The 18,662-nt window shown below is 72.1% G+C and carries 20 protein-coding genes and 1 riboswitch; of the genes, 2 read left to right on the forward strand and 18 right to left on the reverse strand.

The annotated features are described in order from the left end of the window. Positions 1-22 precede the first annotated feature (22 nt). The 8 genes from pheT to HNR19_RS11235 all read right to left on the reverse strand — a co-directional run bounded on the left by pheT (position 23) and on the right by HNR19_RS11235 (position 7,772). Positions 23-2,506: a phenylalanine--tRNA ligase subunit beta gene (gene pheT, locus HNR19_RS11200; RefSeq protein WP_179667994.1), complete on the reverse strand. Its 2,484-nt coding sequence runs from the start codon at positions 2,504-2,506 to the stop codon at positions 23-25. Positions 2,507-2,510: 4 nt separating this feature from the next. Continuing rightward, entirely contained in the window at positions 2,511-3,608 is a 1,098-nt protein-coding gene (pheS, locus tag HNR19_RS11205; RefSeq protein WP_179667995.1) for a phenylalanine--tRNA ligase subunit alpha, read from the reverse strand. 115 nt (positions 3,609-3,723) lie between these two features. Next, positions 3,724-4,758, reverse strand: coding sequence for a sensor histidine kinase (locus HNR19_RS11210; RefSeq protein WP_179667996.1), 1,035 nt, complete (start codon positions 4,756-4,758; stop codon positions 3,724-3,726). A 10-nt stretch (positions 4,759-4,768) separates the two neighbouring features. Then, complete coding sequence (locus HNR19_RS11215) at positions 4,769-5,587, reverse strand: TrmH family RNA methyltransferase (RefSeq protein ID WP_343047153.1); 819 nt, start codon at positions 5,585-5,587, stop codon at positions 4,769-4,771. A 23-nt stretch (positions 5,588-5,610) separates the two neighbouring features. Further along, complete coding sequence (gene rplT, locus HNR19_RS11220) at positions 5,611-5,994, reverse strand: 50S ribosomal protein L20 (protein WP_179667997.1); 384 nt, start codon at positions 5,992-5,994, stop codon at positions 5,611-5,613. Positions 5,995-6,034: 40 nt separating this feature from the next. Continuing rightward, positions 6,035-6,229, reverse strand: coding sequence for a 50S ribosomal protein L35 (rpmI, locus tag HNR19_RS11225; RefSeq protein ID WP_179667998.1), 195 nt, complete (start codon positions 6,227-6,229; stop codon positions 6,035-6,037). 65 nt (positions 6,230-6,294) lie between these two features. Further along, positions 6,295-7,002 (reverse strand): translation initiation factor IF-3, encoded by a 708-nt coding sequence (infC, locus tag HNR19_RS11230; protein WP_179667999.1) that lies wholly within the window; start codon positions 7,000-7,002, stop codon positions 6,295-6,297. A gap of 251 nt (positions 7,003-7,253) precedes the next feature. After that, on the reverse strand, positions 7,254-7,772 hold the full coding sequence (locus HNR19_RS11235) for an SseB family protein (RefSeq protein ID WP_343047154.1): 519 nt from the start codon (positions 7,770-7,772) through the stop codon (positions 7,254-7,256). Positions 7,773-7,832: 60 nt separating this feature from the next. On the opposite strand from HNR19_RS11235, the gene HNR19_RS11240 reads away from it, so the two are divergent. Together HNR19_RS11240 and HNR19_RS11245 are read left to right on the forward strand one after the other, a co-directional pair. Beyond that, entirely contained in the window at positions 7,833-9,056 is a 1,224-nt protein-coding gene (locus HNR19_RS11240; protein ID WP_179668001.1) for an amino acid deaminase/aldolase, read from the forward strand. Continuing rightward, complete coding sequence (locus HNR19_RS11245) at positions 9,046-9,600, forward strand: uridine kinase family protein (protein ID WP_179668002.1); 555 nt, start codon at positions 9,046-9,048, stop codon at positions 9,598-9,600. Before HNR19_RS11240 ends, HNR19_RS11245 begins: the two co-directional genes overlap by 11 nt. A 9-nt stretch (positions 9,601-9,609) precedes the next feature. Here HNR19_RS11245 and HNR19_RS11250 read toward each other — a convergent pair whose 3' ends face one another. The 10 genes from HNR19_RS11250 to rpe form a co-directional block, all read right to left on the reverse strand. Further along, positions 9,610-10,863 (reverse strand): TolB-like translocation protein, encoded by a 1,254-nt coding sequence (locus HNR19_RS11250; RefSeq protein ID WP_179668003.1) that lies wholly within the window; start codon positions 10,861-10,863, stop codon positions 9,610-9,612. Between the two features lie 79 nt (positions 10,864-10,942). Then, the gene (locus tag HNR19_RS11255; RefSeq protein WP_179668004.1) at positions 10,943-11,404 is read right to left on the reverse strand and encodes a PH domain-containing protein; all 462 of its coding nucleotides are present in this window, start codon (positions 11,402-11,404) and stop codon (positions 10,943-10,945) included. Beyond that, complete coding sequence (gene hisG, locus HNR19_RS11260) at positions 11,388-12,236, reverse strand: ATP phosphoribosyltransferase (RefSeq protein ID WP_179668005.1); 849 nt, start codon at positions 12,234-12,236, stop codon at positions 11,388-11,390. Before hisG ends, HNR19_RS11255 begins: the two co-directional genes overlap by 17 nt. Before the next feature lie 8 nt (positions 12,237-12,244). After that, on the reverse strand, positions 12,245-12,508 hold the full coding sequence (locus HNR19_RS11265) for a phosphoribosyl-ATP diphosphatase (RefSeq protein ID WP_179668006.1): 264 nt from the start codon (positions 12,506-12,508) through the stop codon (positions 12,245-12,247). A gap of 6 nt (positions 12,509-12,514) precedes the next feature. Next, a complete protein-coding gene (ribH, locus tag HNR19_RS11270) occupies positions 12,515-13,003 on the reverse strand; it encodes a 6,7-dimethyl-8-ribityllumazine synthase (protein WP_179668007.1) in 489 nt (162 codons plus the stop codon). 1 nt (position 13,004) lies between these two features. Further along, on the reverse strand, positions 13,005-14,303 hold the full coding sequence (locus HNR19_RS11275; RefSeq protein ID WP_179668008.1) for a bifunctional 3,4-dihydroxy-2-butanone-4-phosphate synthase/GTP cyclohydrolase II: 1,299 nt from the start codon (positions 14,301-14,303) through the stop codon (positions 13,005-13,007). Position 14,304: 1 nt separating this feature from the next. Then, the gene (locus HNR19_RS11280) at positions 14,305-14,952 is read right to left on the reverse strand and encodes a riboflavin synthase (protein ID WP_179668009.1); all 648 of its coding nucleotides are present in this window, start codon (positions 14,950-14,952) and stop codon (positions 14,305-14,307) included. 1 nt (position 14,953) lies between these two features. Further along, a complete protein-coding gene (gene ribD, locus HNR19_RS11285) occupies positions 14,954-15,988 on the reverse strand; it encodes a bifunctional diaminohydroxyphosphoribosylaminopyrimidine deaminase/5-amino-6-(5-phosphoribosylamino)uracil reductase RibD (RefSeq protein ID WP_179670214.1) in 1,035 nt (344 codons plus the stop codon). A 126-nt stretch (positions 15,989-16,114) separates the two neighbouring features. Continuing rightward, positions 16,115-16,259, reverse strand: a riboswitch (FMN riboswitch). Positions 16,260-16,337: 78 nt separating this feature from the next. Then, positions 16,338-17,858: a hypothetical protein gene (locus HNR19_RS11290; RefSeq protein WP_179668010.1), complete on the reverse strand. Its 1,521-nt coding sequence runs from the start codon at positions 17,856-17,858 to the stop codon at positions 16,338-16,340. Positions 17,859-17,937: 79 nt separating this feature from the next. Then, positions 17,938-18,606, reverse strand: coding sequence for a ribulose-phosphate 3-epimerase (gene rpe, locus HNR19_RS11295; RefSeq protein WP_179668011.1), 669 nt, complete (start codon positions 18,604-18,606; stop codon positions 17,938-17,940). Positions 18,607-18,662: the final 56 nt, after the last annotated feature.

The following is an 18,662-nucleotide window of genomic DNA, read 5'->3' on the forward strand; positions in this document are numbered from 1 at the left end:
CCGGGACCGCCGAGCGCCCGGCTCAGGCCCGCTGTACGGCGCCGGTGAGCTCAGCCGCCCGCGCCACCGCCGCGTCACGCGCGGCGCCGGTCTCGGCGTCGGTCAGCGTCCGGTTACCGGCGCGGAACCGCAGCGCGAACGCGAGCGACTTCCGGCCGGCGCCGATCTGCTCGCCGGTGTAGACGTCGAACAGCCGCACCGACTCGAGCAGCTCGCCCGCCCCCTCGCGCAGCGCGGCCTCGACGGCACCGGCCGTGACGTCGGCGTCGACGACCAGGGCGACGTCCTCCTTCGCCATCGGCATCGCCGAGAGCGCCGGCCCCGGCGTCACGTCGACCGCCTTCGCCATCAGCCGGTCGAGGTCGAGCTCGACCGCAGCGCTGCGCACCGGCAGGTCGAACGCGTCACAGACCTTCGGGTGCAGCTCGCCGGCGTGGCCGATGGTCTCGCCGTCGACGACCAGCGCGGCGCAGCGGCCGGGGTGCCACGGCGCGTGGGTCGCCTGCTGCGGCTCGATCGTCACGCCGAGCTCGTCGCCGAGGCGGCGGGCGACGCCAATGGCGTCGGCCCAGCCGGCGGCGCGGCCGTCACCCCACCAGCCGGCGCGCTCCCGCTCGCCCGCCAGCACCACGGACAGGTGCAGCGGCTGACGCGGGATGGCGTCGTAGAGCTTGTCGAGCTCCGCGTCGTCCGGGCGGCGGTCGACGCCGTAGATCGGCGCCGGTCCGCGGTCGACCGGGAACGCGACCGTGCCGGTCTCGAAGAGAGCGACCCCGCTCGCTCCGCGGCTGAGGTTGCGCGCGGCGGCTTTGATCAGCCCGGGCAGCAGCGTCGTCGTGTACGACGGCTCCTCGGCGGAGATCGGGTTCGCCAGCACGACGGTGTCACGGCGCGGGTCGTCGGCGGGCAGGCCGAGCGCGTCCAGCGTCGCCGAGCCGACGAACGGGAAGCTGATCACCTCGACGCAGCCGGCACCGGCCAGCGTGCGCCCGATCCGGCGACGCAGCCGCTGCTCGCGGGTCAGGCCACGACCGGCGGCCTCGCGCGGCAGCACCGACGGCACCTGGTCGTAGCCGACGACGCGCGCGACCTCCTCGACCAGGTCGAACGGGTCGGTGATGTCGGGGCGCCACGGCGGCGGCGTCGCCGCCACCCGGTCGCCTCCGACCGCGACCTCGCAGCCGACCGCCGCGAGGTGGGCGACCGTCGTCTCGCCGGAGATGTCGATGCCGGTGACCCGGGCGGGCAGGTCGGCGGGGATGGTGATGGTCGGGGCGGCGGGCGGAGTGCCGACGACGGTGACGCCGGGCTCCGCCGTGGCGCCGCCGAGCTCCACGAGCAGCTCGACCACCCGGTCCGCCGCCGCCTCGCAGATCGTCGGGTCGACGCCGCGCTCGTTGCGCTTCCCTGCCTCGGAGGTGATCTTGTGGCGCTTGCCGGTGCGGAACATCGAGACCGGGTCCCAGTGCGCGGCCTCGACCAGCACCGAGGTCGTCGCGTCGGACATCTCGGTCGTGGCGCCGCCCATCACGCCGCCGAGGCCGATGATCCCGGAGTCGTCGGTGACCACGAGGTCCTCGGTCGACAGCGTGCGCTCGGCGTCATCGAGCGTCGTCATCCGCTCGCCGGCAACGGCACGGCGGACGCGGATCGGGCCCTGGAGCTTGTCGCGGTCGTAGCCGTGGATCGGCCGACCGGTCTCGAGCATCACGTAGTTGGTGATGTCGACGGCCAGCGAGATCGGGCGCATGCCCGCGTGGCGCAGGCGCGCGGCCATCCAGTCCGGCGTCGGCGCGGTCGGGTCGAAGCCCGTCACCGCGCGCGCCACGAACACCGGGCAGCCGGCAGGGTCGTCGACGACGACCGGGTAGCCCTGGTCGTCGGCCGGCGGTACGTCGCGCACGGCCGGGTCGCGGTACGGCGCGTCGAAGGCCAGCGCGGCGTCTCGCGCGATGCCCCGCAGCGACAGGCCGTAGGCCCGGTCGGGGTTGATCTCGAACTCGATGACCTCCTCGTCGAGGCCGAGCACCTTGAACGCGTCGTCGCCGGGCGCGCCCGCGTCGGCGGGCAGCACGATGATGCCGTCGTGGTCGTCGCCGATGCCGAGCTCGCGCGAGGAGCAGATCATGCCGGCGGACACGTGGCCGTAGGTCTTGCGGGCGGAGATCTCGAACCCGCCCGGCAGCACGCCACCGGGGAGCACGACGACCACGAGGTCGCCGGGCTCGAAGTTGTGGGCGCCGCAGACGATGCCCTGGGGCTCACCGGTGCCGTTGGCGTCGCCGACGTCGACGGTGCACCAGTTGATCGTCTTGCCGTTCTTCTGCGGCTCGGGCTCCATGGTGAGCACCTTGCCGACGACGAGCGGCCCCTCGATGCCGGCTGCCGCGCTCTCGATGGCCTCGAGCTTGAGGCCGAGGTCGGTCAGCCGGTCGGCCAGTCGCTCGGCCGTGACGTCGGCCGACAGGTCGACGTACTCCTTGATCCAGGAGACGGATGCCTTCACTGGTCTACAGCTCCGTTCCGAAAGCAGTGGTGAAGCGGACGTCGCCCTCGAAGAGCGCGCGCAGGTCCTCGAGCCCGTGCCGGAACATCAGGGTCCGGTCGATGCCCATGCCGAACGCGAAGCCGGTGTAGCGCTCCGCGTCGACACCGCAGGCGGTCAGCACCCGCGGGTTGACCACGCCGCAGCCGCCCCACTCGATCCAGCCCTCGCCCCGGCAGGTGCGACACGACGCGGAGTCGACGCCGTTGCAGACGAAGCACTTGAGGTCGACCTCGGCGCTCGGCTCGGTGAACGGGAAGTACGACGGCCGGAACCGCGTGGTGCTCTCCTCGCCGAACATCTGCTGCGCGAAGTGGTCGAGCGTCCCCTTGAGGTGGCCCATGGTGATGCCCTCGTCGATCGCGAGGCCCTCCACCTGGTGGAACACCGGGGAGTGCGTGGCGTCGTACTCGTCCGTGCGGAACACGCGGCCCGGGCACACGACGTAGATCGGCGGCTCGCGGGTCAGCATCGTGCGCGCCTGCACCGGGCTGGTGTGGGTGCGCAGCACCAGGTGGTTGTCGGCCGGCTCGGTCCAGAACGTGTCCTGCATCGTCCGGGCCGGGTGGTCGGGCCCGAGGTTGAGCGCGTCGAAGTTGAGCCACTCGGCCTCGATGACGGGACCCTCGGCGACCTCCCAGCCCATCGCGACGAAGATGTCGGCGATCAGCTCGGCGCCGGTCGTCAGCGGGTGGCGCGCGCCGGCGGGCACGCGGTCGGTCGGGAGCGTGACGTCGACGGTCTCCTCGACGAGGATCCGCTCGTCCTGCTCGGCCTGGAGCACCTCCTGCCGGGCGGCGAGGGCCTGGTTGACCGCACCGCGCGCCTGGCCGACCCGCTGGCCGGCCTCCTTGCGCGCCTGGGGCGGCAACGCGCCGATCTCGCGGTTGGCGAGCCCGAGCGGCGACCGGTCGCCGGCGTGGTCGGTCCGCACCTGCTTGAGCGCCTCGAGGTCGGTGGCGGCGGCGATCGCGGCCAGTGCCGCCTCGCGCGCGGCCTCGACGGCCTCGGGCTGGAGCGCGGCGACCTCGACGGGGTCGTAGTCGGTGTTGGGGCCGGACATCGGTGCCTTTCGGGTGTGGCTGGACAGCCGACGGCTGCCCGGGCGGGGCTGATGAGCAGTCTAGGAACTACGCCGCCGTGCTCGCGAACCGGTTACCGGACGCGGACGGAGCCGGTCAGGGGTGGCTGACCGGCCAGCTGACGGTCACCCGCGCACCGCCCGCGGGGTTGTCGTCGATGGCCACCGTGCCGCCGTGCGCCCGCACCAGGCCGGCGACCATGTAGAGGCCGAGCCCGGAGCCGCCTCCGGCGCCCTCGGTCCAGAACTTCGTGAACGCCCGGCGCCGTAGCTCGACCGGGATCCCGGTGCCCTGGTCGGAGACGGTCACCACGACGAACGCGGGGTCGTCGGCCGTGACGGCCACCTGGATGTCGCCGTCACCGTGCTTGATGGCGTTCTCGACCAGGTTGACGATCACCTGCACGACCTTGTCGGGGTCGGCAGCGGCGACGCACTCGCCCCGGACCTCGAGATCGATCGTGCGCGACGTCGAGTGCGCGAGCATCTCGACCGCCCGCTCGGCCTTGAGCCCGATGTCGGTCGGCCTCCGGTGCAGCTGGAGCCGGCCGGTGTCGATGCGGGCGACGTCGAGCAGCTCCACGATCAGGCGACTGAGCCGGTCGGCGTCGGCCACGACCGTGCCGAGCATGAGGCGCTTCTGCTCGTCGGTGAGCTTGTCCCAGCGGTCGAGGATCGCGTGGACGAAGCCCTTGACCCCGGTGAGCGGTGAGCGCAGCTCGTGGGCGACCGTCGCCACCAGGTCGGAGCGGTCGCGATCGAGCCGCTCGCGGCCGCGCCCGGACCGCAGGGTCAGCACGACCGCGGTCACCGGGCCGCCCCGCGACTCCCGGTGCAGCCGGGCGGTGACCAGGACCTCGGTGCCGAGCGGCAGCAGCCACGGCTGCTCGGGCACCCCGGTGCGGATGCGGAGCCCGCCGTACGGGTCGTTGACCGCGCACCACTCGTTGCCGTCCTGGTCGGTGAGCGTCAGCACGTCGCTCAGCGGCTTGCCGACGACGGCCGTGGCGTCGACGTCGAGCATCCGCGCCGCGACGGGCGAGACGACGGTGACCAGGCCGTCGCGGTCGGCGGCCACGACACCGTCCGGCAGGAGGTCGAGCACCTGCTGGTCGACACCGCCGCCGGTCATGGAGGGAACGTTACCCGCGCTGGGCGCGCGCGCTCGCGTAGAGGCACAGCGCCGCGGCGGTCGCGAGGTTGAGGCTCTCGGCGCGGCCGTGGATGGGGATGCGTACCCGGTGGTCGGCGAGCGCGGCCAGCTCCTCGGGCAGGCCCCACGCCTCGTTGCCGAGCAGCCAGGCCGTCGGGCGGGCGAGCAGCTCATCGGAGTCGAAGAGGTCCACCTCTCCCCCGCCGTCGGCTGCCAGCACGGTCAGTCCCGCTTCGCGTGCGGCACGTACGGCGGCCGCGGCGTCGCGCTCGATCGCGACCGGGAGGTGGAACAGGCTCCCGACGCTCGCCCGGACAGTCTTGGGGTTGTAGACGTCGACGGAGTCACCGGCGAACACCACCGCATCGGCGCCGGCGGCGTCGGCGCAGCGGATGACCGTCCCCGCGTTGCCGGGGTCGCGGATGTCGGCGCAGATCGCGACCAGCGGACCACGAGGGGCATCTCGACGGACCATGAGGGCGGATTCGCCGAGCCATAGAGGGTGATTCGCCGGGACGTCGAGGAAGTTGCAAAGGGCGACGAGGCCCGCCGGGTTGACGCTGTCGGAGAGCGACGCGAGGGCGCGGTCGTCGACGAGCGTCACCTCGGCCGGGGCCAGCAGGTCGGCGTACTCCTGCGCGGCGGAGGGCGTGGCGAAGACCTCGACCACGCAGCCGGGCACCCCGAGGGCGCCCTCGACGGCCTTCGGGCCGTCGGCAAGGAAGAGCCGCCGCTCGGATCGGACCGAGCGGCGGCTGAGCTTCCGTGCTTCCTTGACCCTGGCGTTACCAGCGGTCAGAGGTGTCACCGAGTTGGACAGTGTCAAACGGGTCAGGCGGAGGCCGGAGCGTTGACGTCCTCGGGCAGCGCGGCCTTGGCCTGCGCGACGAGGGCCGAGAAGGCGGCCGGCTCGTTGACCGCGAGGTCGGCGAGGATCTTGCGGTCGACCTCGACGCCGGCCAGGTTGAGGCCCTGGATGAAGCGGTTGTAGGTCAGGCCCTCGGCGCGGGCGGCCGCGTTGATCCGCTGGATCCACAGGCGACGGAAGTTGCCCTTGTTCTTCTTCCGGTCGTTGTAGCTGTAGACCAGCGAGTGGGTGACCTGCTCCTTCGCCTTGCGGTAGAGGCGCGAGCGCTGGCCGCGGTAGCCGCTGGCCCGCTCGAGGGTGGTCCGGCGCTTCTTCGCCGCGTTCACTGCGCGCTTGACGCGTGCCATCTTCTAACTCCTTGTTCGAAATTCTCAGGCGAGGAGCCGGTCAGCGACCGAGCAGCTTCTTCGCGCGCGGGACGTCGTTCTTGGCGACCTCGGTGGTACCGGTCATGCGGCGGGTCACCTTGGAGGGCTTCTTCTCCAGGTTGTGGCGCTTGCCGGCCTTCTCCCGCAGGATCTTGCCGCTGCCGGTGACCCGGAACCGCTTGCTGGCACCGGAGTGCGTCTTGTTCTTCGGCATCGTTGTGCTCTCTCTCGTCGTTGCAGGTCTTGGTCAGGACCTCGGCCAGGGACCGGTGTCGCTGCTCAGAGGTCGATGTCGGGGTCCAGCGCCTCGTTCGCGCGCTTCTGCTTGCGCTGCGTGGAGGGCTGGGTGGCGGTGCGCTCGGCGTGCTCGGCTGCCTTCTCGGCGTCGCGCTCGGCGGCGGCCTCCTGCTTGGCGGCCTTCACCTCCGCCTTGGCCTCGGCCTTCTTCTTGTGCGGACCCAGGACCATGATCATGTTGCGGCCGTCCTGCTTGGGCGAGGACTCCACGAAGCCCAGCTCCTGGACGTCCTCGGCCAGCTTCTGGAGCAGCCGGAAGCCCAGCTCGGGGCGGTGCTGCTCGCGGCCGCGGAACATGATCGTGATCTTGACCTTGTCGCCGGCCTTGAGGAACCGCACGACGTGACCCTTCTTGGTCTCGTAGTCGTGCTGGTCGATCTTCGGCCGGAGCTTCATCTCCTTGATGATGACGTTGGTCTGGTTCCGCCGGGACTCACGGGCCTTCTGGGCGTTCTCGTACTTGAACTTCCCGTAGTCCATGAGCTTGCAGACGGGCGGCTTGCCCATCGGCGCGATCTCGACCAGGTCAAGGTCGGCCTCCTGGGCCAGCTTGAGCGCCTGGTCGGTCGGAACGATCCCCACGGTCTCGCCGTTGGGTCCCACGAGCCGGACCTCGGGAACCCGGATCCGCTCGTTGATGCGCAGCTCGGTGCTGATGTGTCCTCCAAACTCGTCGGGTGCGGAGGCCACTCACCGAAAAACAAAGGTGGCTTCCGCTTGTCCAAGCGGAAGCCAGTCGCGACGCCGCTCCCACCGCGCGGTGGGACGCATCAGAACCCAGGTCGGGTTCTTGACCGGACCCGACGACCTGTGGCGGCCGATGCGGGTGGGAGACGATGTGCTGCTGGTCCCCGCTTGTGGATCTGCCACTCGCTCGCACGGGTGACGGATCGGTCAACACCCGATGCTACCGGAGTTGTTCCCCGCACGGGAAATCGTCGTCAGCCCTCCGGCGAAGCGCCCAGCCACGCCCAGCCGCCGTCGTCGAGCCGGACCGGTCGCCAGCCCGCCGCGATCCGATGCAGGTCCTCGTCCTCGACGACGAACCTCTGGGGCCCGCTCAGGTCGACCACGAGCGCCGCCGCCCCCTCCTGGACCGCGGTCGCCGCGGCCAGGCCGGCGGCGACCGGGACCGGGCGCGCGGCCGGGTCCCAGGCGGCGAGGGTGTCGGCGGACGTGAACGCCAGCAGCGCCGTACGGCCGTCGGCGCCGGTGAGCAGCACGGCGGCCATGTCGCTGCTCTTGTCACGCGCCAGGCCGTCGTCGCCCACCTCGACCTCACCGAGCAGCGCCACGACGGGCACCAGGAGCCGCGCGCCGGCGAGCGCCGCGAGGACCTCGGGGTACGGCGCCGCGCCGCTCGCGTGGCGCTCGAGGGCCGTCGCGAGGTCGGCGTCGGCGGCACCGTCGTCGTCGACGTACGCCGATCCCTGGAGGCGCTTGGCGTCGGGGCGGGTCACGGCTCCATGGTCGCACCCACCCTCCCTCGGAGCGCAGTCGCCGCATGGAACGATGGACCGATGCATTCCGACCCGGTCGAGCGCAACCGCCTCGCTGCGCGGCTCGACGCGGCGGTGCGCGCGAGCGCGACACCGCTGCCGACACCGCTCCTCACCGTCGACCTCGCCGCCTTCGACGCCAACGCGGCCGACCTGGTCAAGCGGGCCGGAGGGAAGCCGATCCGGGTCGCGTCGAAGTCGCTGCGGGTGCCCGCCCTCGTGCGTCGCGCGCTCGAGCACGACGGGTTCCACGGGGTGCTCGCGTTCACGCTCGCGGAGGCGCTCTTCCTCGAGCAGCAGGACGTGTCCGACGACATCCTGGTCGGCTATCCCACGGTCGACGCCGCCGCCCTGAGCGCGCTCATCTCCTCGCCGCGAGCGGCCTCGCGGATCACGATCATGATCGACGACGTGGCGCACCTCGACGCTGTCGACGCGCTCCGCACGTCGATGGCGGTGCCGATCCGGGTGGCCATCGACGTCGACGCCGGCCTGCGGTGGGGCGGCCAGCAGGTGGGTCCCCGTCGGTCGCCGCTGTTCGACATCGGCAGCGTCGTCGCCCTGGCGCGCACGGTCGTGGAGCGCCCGGGCTTCACGCTCGTCGGCGTGATGACCTACGAGGGCCAGGTCGCGGGCGTGCCCGACGCGGTCCCCCACCAACGCGCGCGGTCGGCCGCCGTCCGTCGCATCAAGTCGATGTCGGTCGCGCAGCTGCGCACCCGGCGGGCCGACATCGCCGAGGGCCTTGCGTCCATCCACGGCTTCGAGCTCGGCCTCTGGAACGCCGGCGGCACCGGCTCGCTGGAGTCCTCGGCCGCCGACCCGGTCGTCACCGAGGTCACCGCCGGCTCCGGTCTGCTCGGTCCCGCCCTCTTCGACCACTACCGGGGCTTCTCGCCGCAACCGGCGGCGTTCGTGGGGCTCCCGGTCACCCGCCGTCCGGCGGCCGGCATCGCCACCGTGCACGGCGGCGGCCTGATCGCCTCGGGCGCGGCCGGCACCGACCGACTGCCCGTGCCGTGGGCGCCGCCCGGGCTGCGCCTCACCACGCTCGAGGGCGCCGGCGAGGTGCAGACGCCGCTGGTCGGCGACGGCGCCGACGCGCTGCGGATCGGCGACCTGGTCTGGTTCCGGCACGCCAAGTCGGGCGAGCCGTTCGAGCACGGCACGACGGCCCACCTGCTCGACGGCGACCGGTTCGTCGACGCGGTGCCGACCTACCGGGGCCACGGGCTTGCGTTCTGAGCCCGGCGACTCGTTCGCAGCGCGGGTCGTCGCCCACGCCGAGGCCCGGCCGACGACGCTCGGCACCGGCCGGCTGATCTGCATCGACGGCCTGGCGGGGGCCGGAAAGACGACGCTGGCGCGGCAGGTGGCGGCGCTGCGTCCCGAGGCCGTCGTGCTGGGGACCGACGAGATGCTGGAGGGCTGGTCCGGCCTGCCGGGACTGGGGGCCAGCATCGAGTCGCTGCTCCGCCCGCTGGCCGCCGGCGAGCCCGGCCGCTGGCGGCGGTGGGACTGGTACGCCGACGGGTGGGCGGAGTGGCGCCGGGTCGACCCCGGGCCGCTCCTCGTGCTCGAGGGCGTCGGCTCCGCGGCTGCGTCGTACGACGAGCTCATCACGACGCTCGTGTGGCTCGAGGCCCCGCGCGAGCAGCGCTTGGCGCGCGGCATCGCGCGCGACGGCGAGCAGATGCGCGACCACTGGCTGACGTGGCTCGAGGACGAGGCCGACCTGCACGCCCGCGAGCAGACCCGGGCGCGGGCCGACCTCGTCCTCGAGACCTGAGCGAGCGCCTCAGCGCTTGACCGTGAAGCCCCTCGTCGCCGGCGCGCTCGTGTTGCCCGCGGCGTCGGTGGCCCAGACCCGGACCGTGTGCTTGCCGGGCTTGAGCCTGCTGAAGACCTGCGGCGAGCGGCACGTGCGCTTCGCGCCGTTGTCGAGCTGGCACCGGAAGCCGGCGGCCTCGTTGGCGGTGAACTTCACCGTGGCGGACCGCTTGCTGTGGTTGACGGTGACGCCGGTGACCCGGGCCGTCGGCGCGGTGCGGTCGATGACGACGTTGCCGCCGTAGCCCGACCAGGAGAAGTCGGTGACCCCGGTGAGGACCTTCGTGAACGTGCGGCTGTCGCAGGCGCCGCCGACGCCGGTGATCGTCCAGACGTCGTCGCCCTCGACGTGCGCCAGCGCGGTGCCGTCCGGCGAGAACATCAGGTCGTCCAGCGTCGGGCCGTCGTCGGGTCGGGGCAGGCCGGACTGGGCCTGGCACTCTCCCGGCGTGACCGGCACGCCGGGAGCGTCCGACGTCCGCGGGTCGCCGCTGGTGGCGTGGTCGATGATCATCTCCGGGTCGTCGTACCGGTCGACGAGGTAGGCGACGCGCGACCCGTCGCGCGAGACCGCGACGGAGTGGAAGTCGTAGTAGGTGTTCCACAGGTCGTAGGAGTCGAACCAGTCGTGCGCCTTCGGGCCGTCGTGGTCCACGTCCATCAGCCGCATCACGTCGTTGTCGTCGAGGACGACACGCCCGTTGCCGACCCAGTCCGGGTCGTAGCCCAGGACAAGCCCGCGCAGGTCGTAGCCGGTGGCGTTGGTGATCGCGGTGCGGCTGTCGATCGTGATCTTCCCGCCGCAGTTGGACGACCGCAGCTGCGACCAGGCGACCTTCGAGCCGTCGGGCGAGATCTGGGCCTCCAGCGGAGGCGTCTCCCACATCGTCGAGCAGCTACCCTCGATGAAGAGCGTCGGCAGCTTGAACTGAGCGACCTTCACCCCGTCGGGGCGGAACACGACGAGCGCGTCACCGCGGACCGCGGCGATCCGGCCGGTGTCCGCCATCGACGGGTCGGAGTAGCCGCCGTCGGTGGTCACGCGAACCTGGCCGGTGCCGTCGGGGTCGGAGACCCAGACGTCGCCGCCCTTGATGTAGACGAGGTGGCCGCCGGGCTCGGCTGCGTGGGCCGCGGGGGTCAGGGCCGGCACCGCGCCGGTCGCCACGAGGGCGCCGGCCGCGAGGGCCAGGGTGGTGGTGAGGGCACGAAGTCGCTGCATGCTGCCATCCCACCGTCCACGCGGCGCGCACACATCGGCCCGGCGAGTGAAGCACTTCGTCCGCGAGGACGATTTGGTGTCAGGAGCGGTCGAGCAGCGCCCTGATCTCCGCCACGGCGCGCCGCGCGGGCGCGCCGTCGGAGCCGTGCACGCCCATCGCCGAGACGGTGTTGCCGTCGGCGAGATCGAGGGTCGGCCACGGCGCCCCCGGCGGCATCCGCACGGCGACCACCTCGGCCCACTCGTACTCGCGCTTGCGGTAGCCGTTGACGACCGTCAGCCCGCGCTCGTCGGCCGTGATCCGCGACCGGGCCATCGCATACATCAGCGCGACGCCGATGAACACGAAGAACCCGATGGTGCAGCGCTGGAGCACGGTGACGGCCTGCTTGGTCTCCTCGTCGAAGCTGTACCAGAGCCCGAGGAAGGCGCCGATCAGCACGACGCTGAACACGACGGCCGCGATCCGCGGGCCGACCGGGCGCCAGGTGCGCGGCAGGTCGGGTACGCCCGCGGGCGCGGCGTCAGATCCGGCAGGCATGGATGTCGGTGAGCAGGATCGCCCGCGCACCGAGCTCCCAGAGCTCGTCCATCAGCCGCTGCGCGCCGTCGCGCCGCACCATCGCGCGTACGGCGACCCAGCCCTCGCGCTGCAGGGGCGACACGGTCGGGCCCTCCATGCCGGGGGTAACCGCGAGCGCGGCGTCGAGCTTCGCGGTCTCGATGTCGTAGTCCATCATCACGTAGCCGCGGGCCACGAGGACGCCCTCGACCCGGCGCCGGAAGACGTCGAACGCCGGCGACCCGTTGCCCGAGCGGGTGATGAGCACGGCCTCCGACTCGAGGATCGGCTCGCCGAAAACCTCGAGGCCGGCGCGCCGCAACGTGGTGCCGGTCTCGACGACGTCGGCGATGACGTCGGCGACGCCGAGCTGGATGCTGGTCTCGACTGCGCCGTCGAGCCGCACCACGGTCGCGTCGATGCCGCGCTCGGCCAGGAACGACTCGACGATGCCGACGTACGACGTGGCGATCCGCGTGCCGGCGAGGTCGGCCAGCTCGTCGTAGGAGCCGCGCGGACCCGCGAAGCGGAACGTGCTGCGGCCGAACTCCAGCGGCAGCACCTCGTCGGCCTTGGCGCCGGAGTCGAGCAGCAGGTCGCGGCCGGTGATGCCGACGTCGAGCGTGCCCTCCCCGACGTACAGCGCGATGTCGCGCGGCCGGAGGTAGAAGAACTCGACGTCGTTCTCGGCGTCGACGAGCCGCAGCTCCTTGGAGTCGCTGCGCTGGCGGTAGCCGGACTCGCGCAGGATCTCGGTGGCGGCGGCGGAGAGCGCTCCCTTGTTGGGGATCGCGATCTTGAGGCGGGACATGGGCTTCCTCAGAGGTGCTTGTAGACGTCGGCGGGCTCGAGGCCGAGGGCGAGCATGAGCACCTGGGAGTGGTAGATCAGCTGACTGATCTCCTCCGCCGCGCGCTCCTTGCCCTCGTGCTCGGCGGCCATCCAGGACTCGGCGGCCTCCTCGACCAGCTTCTTGCCGATCGCATGGACGCCGGCGTCGAGTGCCGCCACGGTGCCGCTACCGGCGGGCCGGGTCCGAGCCTTCTCGCTCAGCTCCGCCCAGAGCTCGTCGAACGTCTTCACAGGAGATCAGCCTAGGCCGTCCCTGCGGCGGACCTTCTTCAAGGTCGCTGCGGTGAGAAGCGCTGCGGACGCGGCCTCGTAACCCTTGTCCTCCTTCGAGCCCTCGAGCCCGGCCCGGTCGAGAGCCTGCTGCTCGTCGTCGCAGGTGAGCACGCCGAAGCCGACCGGCGTCTGGGCGTCGATGGACACCCGGGTCAGGCCGTCCGTGGCGGCGTTGCAGACGTACTCGAAGTGCGGCGTGCCGCCCCGGATGACCACGCCGAGCGCGATGATCGCGTCGTACGACGGCGCGAGCGCGGCGGCCATCACGGGCAGCTCGAACGTGCCCGGCACCCGCACGACGACGGGCGCTTCGACCTTGTGGTCGGCGAGCGCGCGCTGGGCGCCGGCGAGCAGGCCGTCCATCACCTCGGTGTGCCAGCTCGCGGCGACCACGGCGACCCGCAGGTCGTGGCAGTCGGTGGGCTCGGGGGTCGGGGCGCCGTGTCCGGCCATGTCAGATCTCCGTTCCGGTGGTCGAGGAGGCCGCCCCAGCGGCCGTCTCGAGACCCAGGTCGCTGGCAGGGAGGGGTGCGTCGAGGTTGGGGAGGTCGTGGCCCATCCGGTCGCGCTTGGTGAGCAGGTAGGCCAGATTGTGGTCGTTGGGACGCGGCGTGAGCGGCACCCGCTCGGTGACCTTGATCCCGTAGTCCTCCAGGTTGGTGACCTTGTCGGGGTTGTTGGTGAGCAGTCGCACCTCGGTCACGCCCAGGTCCTTGAGGATCTGGGTGGCCGCGCCGTAGTGGCGCGCGTCGGCCGGCAGCCCGAGGTCGAGGTTGGCGTCGACGGTGTCGCGGCCGCCGTCCTGGAGCTGGTAGGCCTGCAGCTTGGCGACCAGGCCGATCCCCCGGCCCTCGTGGCCGCGCAGGTAGACGACCACACCGCGACCCTCCTGGACGATCCGCTCCAGCGCCTCGTCGAGCTGCGGCCCGCAGTCGCACCGGCTGCTGCCGAACACGTCGCCGGTCAGGCATTCGGAGTGGACCCGCGTCAGCACCGGGCCGCCGGACGTCAGCGACGCGGGGTCGCCGTACACCAGGGCGACGTGCTCGCTGCCGTCGACGGTGATCGTGTAGCCGAAGGCGGTGAAGTCGCCGTGCCGGGTGGGCAGCCGGGTCTCGGCCTCGCGGTCGACGTGGACCTCGTTGCGCCGGCGGTACTTGACGAGGTCCTCGATCGAGATCATCGCCAGGCCGTGCTCGTCGGCGAACTCGCGCAGCTCGGGCGCGCGCTTCATGGTGCCATCGTCGTTGACGATCTCGACGAGGACGCCCGCCGGGGTGAGCCCGGCCAGCTTGGCGAGGTCGACCGCGGCCTCGGTGTGGCCCCGCCGCACGAGGACGCCGCCCTCGCGGTAGCGCAGCGGGAAGACGTGGCCCGGGCGGGTGATCTCCCACGGCTCGGTCGCCGAGTCGGCGAGGACCCGGGCGGTGTGGGCGCGGTCGGCCGCGGAGATGCCCGTGGAGACGCCGTCACGGGCGTCGACCGAGATGGTGTACGCCGTCCGCAGCTTGTCCTTGTTGTGCGGCGTCATCAGCGGGATCTCGAGCCGGTCGAGCATGTCGCCGGGCATCGGCACGCAGATCACGCCGCTGGAGTGGCGGATGGTGAACGCCATCAGCTCGGGGGTGGCCTTCGCCGCAGCGAAGATGATGTCGCCCTCGTTCTCGCGGTCCTCGTCGTCGACGACGACCACGGCCTTGCCGGCGGCGATGTCGGCGATCGCCTGCTCGACGGAGTCCAACCGAACGGACATGTCAGTTCCTTTCGTTCGTCGAGGAGGTCGCCCCAGCGACCGTCTCGACACGCATGTAGGCGCGCACGAGCTTCTCCACGTGCTTGGCGAGGACGTCGACCTCGAGGTTGACCGGGTCGCCCGGCTCGCGGAAGCCGAGGGTGGTGCGGGCGAGGGTCTCGGGGATCAGGCTGACGGTGAACGAGGCGTCCTTGGCCTCGACGACCGTGAGGGAGGTGCCGTCGACGGTGATCGAACCCTTGTCGACGAGGTAGCGGGCGAGATCGGGCTCCTCGGGGAGACCGATCTCGACGACCGTCCAGTGCTCGCTCGGCGTCCGGCTCAGCACCGTGCCGACTCCGTCGACGTGACCCTGGACCACGTGGCCCCCGAGCCGCTTCTCGGCGGTGACAGCGCGCTCGAGGTTGACCCGGTCCCCCGGCGCGAGGCGGCCGGTGCTGGTCTTCGCCAGGGTCTCGGCCATCACGTCGGCGGTCCAGGTGGTGTCGGTGCGCTCGGCCACGGTCAGGCAGCAGCCGTTCACGGCGATGGAGTCGCCGAGCGCCGCGTCGGACAGGGTCTCGTCGGCGCGGATCGTGAGCCGGATGGCGTCGCCCTGGTCGTCGACCGACGCGACGGTGCCGAGCTCCTCCACGATGCCGGTGAACATGTCAGTCCTCCTGACGCGGCCGCAGGACGAGCCGCAGGTTGATGTCGGTGTCCGCCGGGTCGCCGTCGCCGTCCTCGGGCAGGAGCACGAGGGTGTCGACGAGGTCGAGGTGGCGGGCCTTGCCGATCGTCCCGATGCCGAGGTTGCCGACCGCGGACTTGCCGGAGCCGAGCAGCATCGGCGCGACGTAAGCGACGACCTCGTCGACCACGCCCGCCTTGAGGAACGCGGCAGCCAGCGTGGGCCCGCCCTCGAAGAACACGTGGTGCCGGCCGTGGTCGCGGTAGAGCGTCTCCAGCGCCTCGAGCGGGTCGTGCGTGCGCAGGTGGACCGTCTCGGCGACGTCGTCGAGGACGCGGCGATCGGCGTCGATGTCTCGGTTGCCCACGACCACGCGCAGCGGCTGGACCGGCAGCGGCTCCCCCGCGGCGTCGCGCACCGTCAGCTGCGGGTCGTCGACCGCGACGGTGTTGGTGCCGACCAGCATCGTGTCGCACTGGGCGCGCAGCACGTGGGTGTCGCGGCGGGCGGCCGCGGAGGTCACCCAGCGCGACGACCCGTCGCGCGCGGCGCTCCGCCCGTCGAGGGTGGTCGCGAACTTCCAGGTCACGAACGGGCGCCCGTTGCGGTGGGCGAAGGTCCAGGCCGGGTTGAGCCGTTCGGCGTCCTCGGCGAGCAGGCCGTGCTCGACGTCGACGCCGGCCTCGGCGAGCACCTCGAGCCCGCCCTCGGCGACCGGGTTCGGGTCGCGCTGCGCGACCACGACCCGGGCGACTCCGGCTTCGATGAGGGCCTGGCTGCACGGTCCGGTGCGGCCGGTGTGGTTGCACGGCTCGAGCGTGACGACCGCCGTCGCGCCGCGGGCGCGGTCACCGGCGGCGGCCAGGGCCTCGATCTCGGCGTGCGGCGTGCCCGCTCCGTGGTGGTAGCCCTCGCCGACGACCTCGCCGTCGGGCGCGAGCAGCACGCAGCCCACCCGGGGGTTGGGCCACAACGGCACGCCCGGCGACGCGGCCAGCTCGATGGCGCGGCACATCGCGTCGTACTCGCGGGCGAATGGTTCCGCCACGTCGGTGCCACCGGTCCTCTCCGTCGTCCTCAGCTCGGACTCCGGGGCGTGGATGGCGTACGGCGGCGGCGCGCCTGCGCCGTCCGTCCGCTCGTGCGTGCGCTTCCCATCCGGACTTTGACCGTCGGTCCAGGATTCCCACCTGGTCAACCGGCCACTGGCTGTGGCCGGGTCGCGGACTTCTGAACTTCGTTCAGTCACCGCCGGCTCGGAGTTTCACCGACCCCAGAGCACGCGAGCTCTTGTGGGGTCAATGGTCGCACAGCCGAGATCTATTCCCGCAACGTGATGTTCGTCGCGAGCAGAACTGGCCGGGTCACCACCGGGAGAAGCGCATCCGCAGCTGCTCGGTCTCGATGTCGAAGAGTCGCCGGGCGCCGTCTCGCTCGCCGAAGAACAGCAGCACGTCGTGCCGCGCGTCCCGGCCGGGCCGGCGCAGGACCAGATCCTGCGCGTCACCGCCGACGAAGCGGTAGCGACCCGCCCACGTGCGGCCCTCGCCGAGCGCGTAGCGGTAGGTGCCGTCCATGCGCAGCACGAGCCGCTGCCCGAACCGGCTGCGGCCGTCGTAGGAGAAGCGCTTGCCCGTTGTGACCGACGCGATCTCCCGGTCCGGCAGCAGGGCCGGGCGGCCGCGCCGCGTGGCGACGCGGAGGATCCAGCCATCGCCGTCCGGTCGCAGGAGGCGGTCGTCGATCTGGAGCCGGCCGGTCTCCTCGTCGTAGTAGTAGCGATGGCACTCGTCGTCGGCCGCGGTGCACGGCGTCGCGCGCGGCGCCTGGTAGCGACCGGTGAGGGCAACCCACTCGTCGTCGAGGAACTCGGCGGCCGCGTGGATGTCGAACTCGCCGATCCCGGAGTTGGCGCTCGTCGAGCGCCACCACCAGCTCTCACCGGCGAGGCTGCCCTCCCACTCGGTGGGCACCGGCATCGACACCGGGATCTTGGTCCGGTGCAGCTCGCAGCCGCGCTGCGTGGTCACCCCGTCACGGGTGAAGTCGACCAGGCCCAGGTCGACGTCGTACGTCGCGCTCGGGTCGGCCTCGAACACGAAGGAACCCGTCCACTCCTCCGCGGTCCAGAGGTCGACGTCGGTCGGCAGGGTCGGTGACTCGACGAGCGTGTACTGCGACGACGGCTCGAAGGCGTAGGACGCCGTGCCGAGGTGGCTGGGCCAGAACAGGTCGGGCAGCGGGCCGGGGCGTGGGTCGATGGCGACGTCGACCTCGAACTCGCCGCGCCACGGCACCTCCGCCGGGCACGTGAGGTGGAGGGGAGACGTCGTCAGGTCGCTGTAGCCGAGCGGGGCGAACGGCTCGACCGGTGCCTTCGAGACCTTGGGTCCGGGATCCACCGGGTCGGCTCCGTCGTAGACCGCGACGCGGAGGCAGTCGGAGTCGGGGTACGTCCCGATCTCGACCCGCTCGACGTTGTCGTCGACGGTCTCGCCGTCGGGGAACGACTGCACCGGCAGCGGCGCCCACGCGGCGTCGTACGCCGTGACCGGGGCCGTCTCGTCGTGCTTGTCGACGACGATCCAGCGCGAGACCGCGCACGCTCCACCGTCGGTGGAGCCGAGCCCGACGTGCAGGTAGCGGCCCGCGATGCCGGCGCTCCAGTGCCACGTGTGCACCTCGACCCGGCCGAGCGACGGCTCGGCCATCACACCCACCTCGTGGGCCCAGTCGTCTGCGTTCTCGACGTAGAGGTAGGCACCGAAGCTCTCCACGGGCACGGCCGGTGTGTCCTCGGCCGCAGCCGGTGGCGGTCCCGTGAGGGCGCCCAACGCCGCGCCGGCGATGCCGAGCAGGACGGTGGTACGGCGCAGCAGGCTCATCGGTCCCCCGGGGTCCTGAAGGTGGTCACGTCCTCAGGACGTCCGAGCCTGCCAGAGGTTGCCCCGGATCGCGGCCCGTTCAGGCTTCCTGCGCTGATGCAGCCTTGTCGCGCAGCGCGGCGATCATGGCGTCCGGGTCGTCGGCGGAGTAGACCGCCGAGCCGGCGACGAACACGTCGGCCCCGGCCTCGGCGCACCGCTCGATCGTCTCCAGCGAGACTCCACCGTCGACCTGGAGCCATGTCTCGACGCCGTGCTTGTCCATCAGGGCGCGGGCGCGGCGGATCTTCGGCAGGCACAGGTCGAGGAACTTCTGGCCGCCGAAGCCCGGCTCGACGGTCATCACGAGCAGCATGTCGAGCTCGGGCAGCAGGTCCTCATAGGGCTCGATCGGCGTGGCTGGCTTCAGCGCCATCGACGCGCGCGCACCCGCCTTCCGGATCTCGCGGGCCAGCCGCACCGGTGCCTTGCACGCCTCGACGTGGAACGTCACCGAGCCGCAGCCCGCGTCGACGTACGAGAGTGCGTTGCGGTCGGCGTCGTCGATCATCAGATGCGCGTCCAGCGGGGTGTCGGTCGACCGGGCGAGCGCCTCGACCATCGTCGGGCCGAACGTCAGGTTGGGCACGAAGTGGTTGTCCATGACGTCGACGTGGACCCAGTCGGCGCCGGGGATCCGCGCCACCTCCGCGGCGAGGTTGCCGAAGTCGGCGTTGAGGATCGACGGCGTGATCTGGATGTGGCCCACGTGCCGGGAGTCTAGTGACGACAAGCCCTGTCGCGACTACAGGACGATATGTAGTA

Origin of the sequence: Nocardioides thalensis (assembly GCF_013410655.1) — a bacterium.
Lineage (GTDB): Bacteria > Actinomycetota > Actinomycetes > Propionibacteriales > Nocardioidaceae > Nocardioides > Nocardioides thalensis.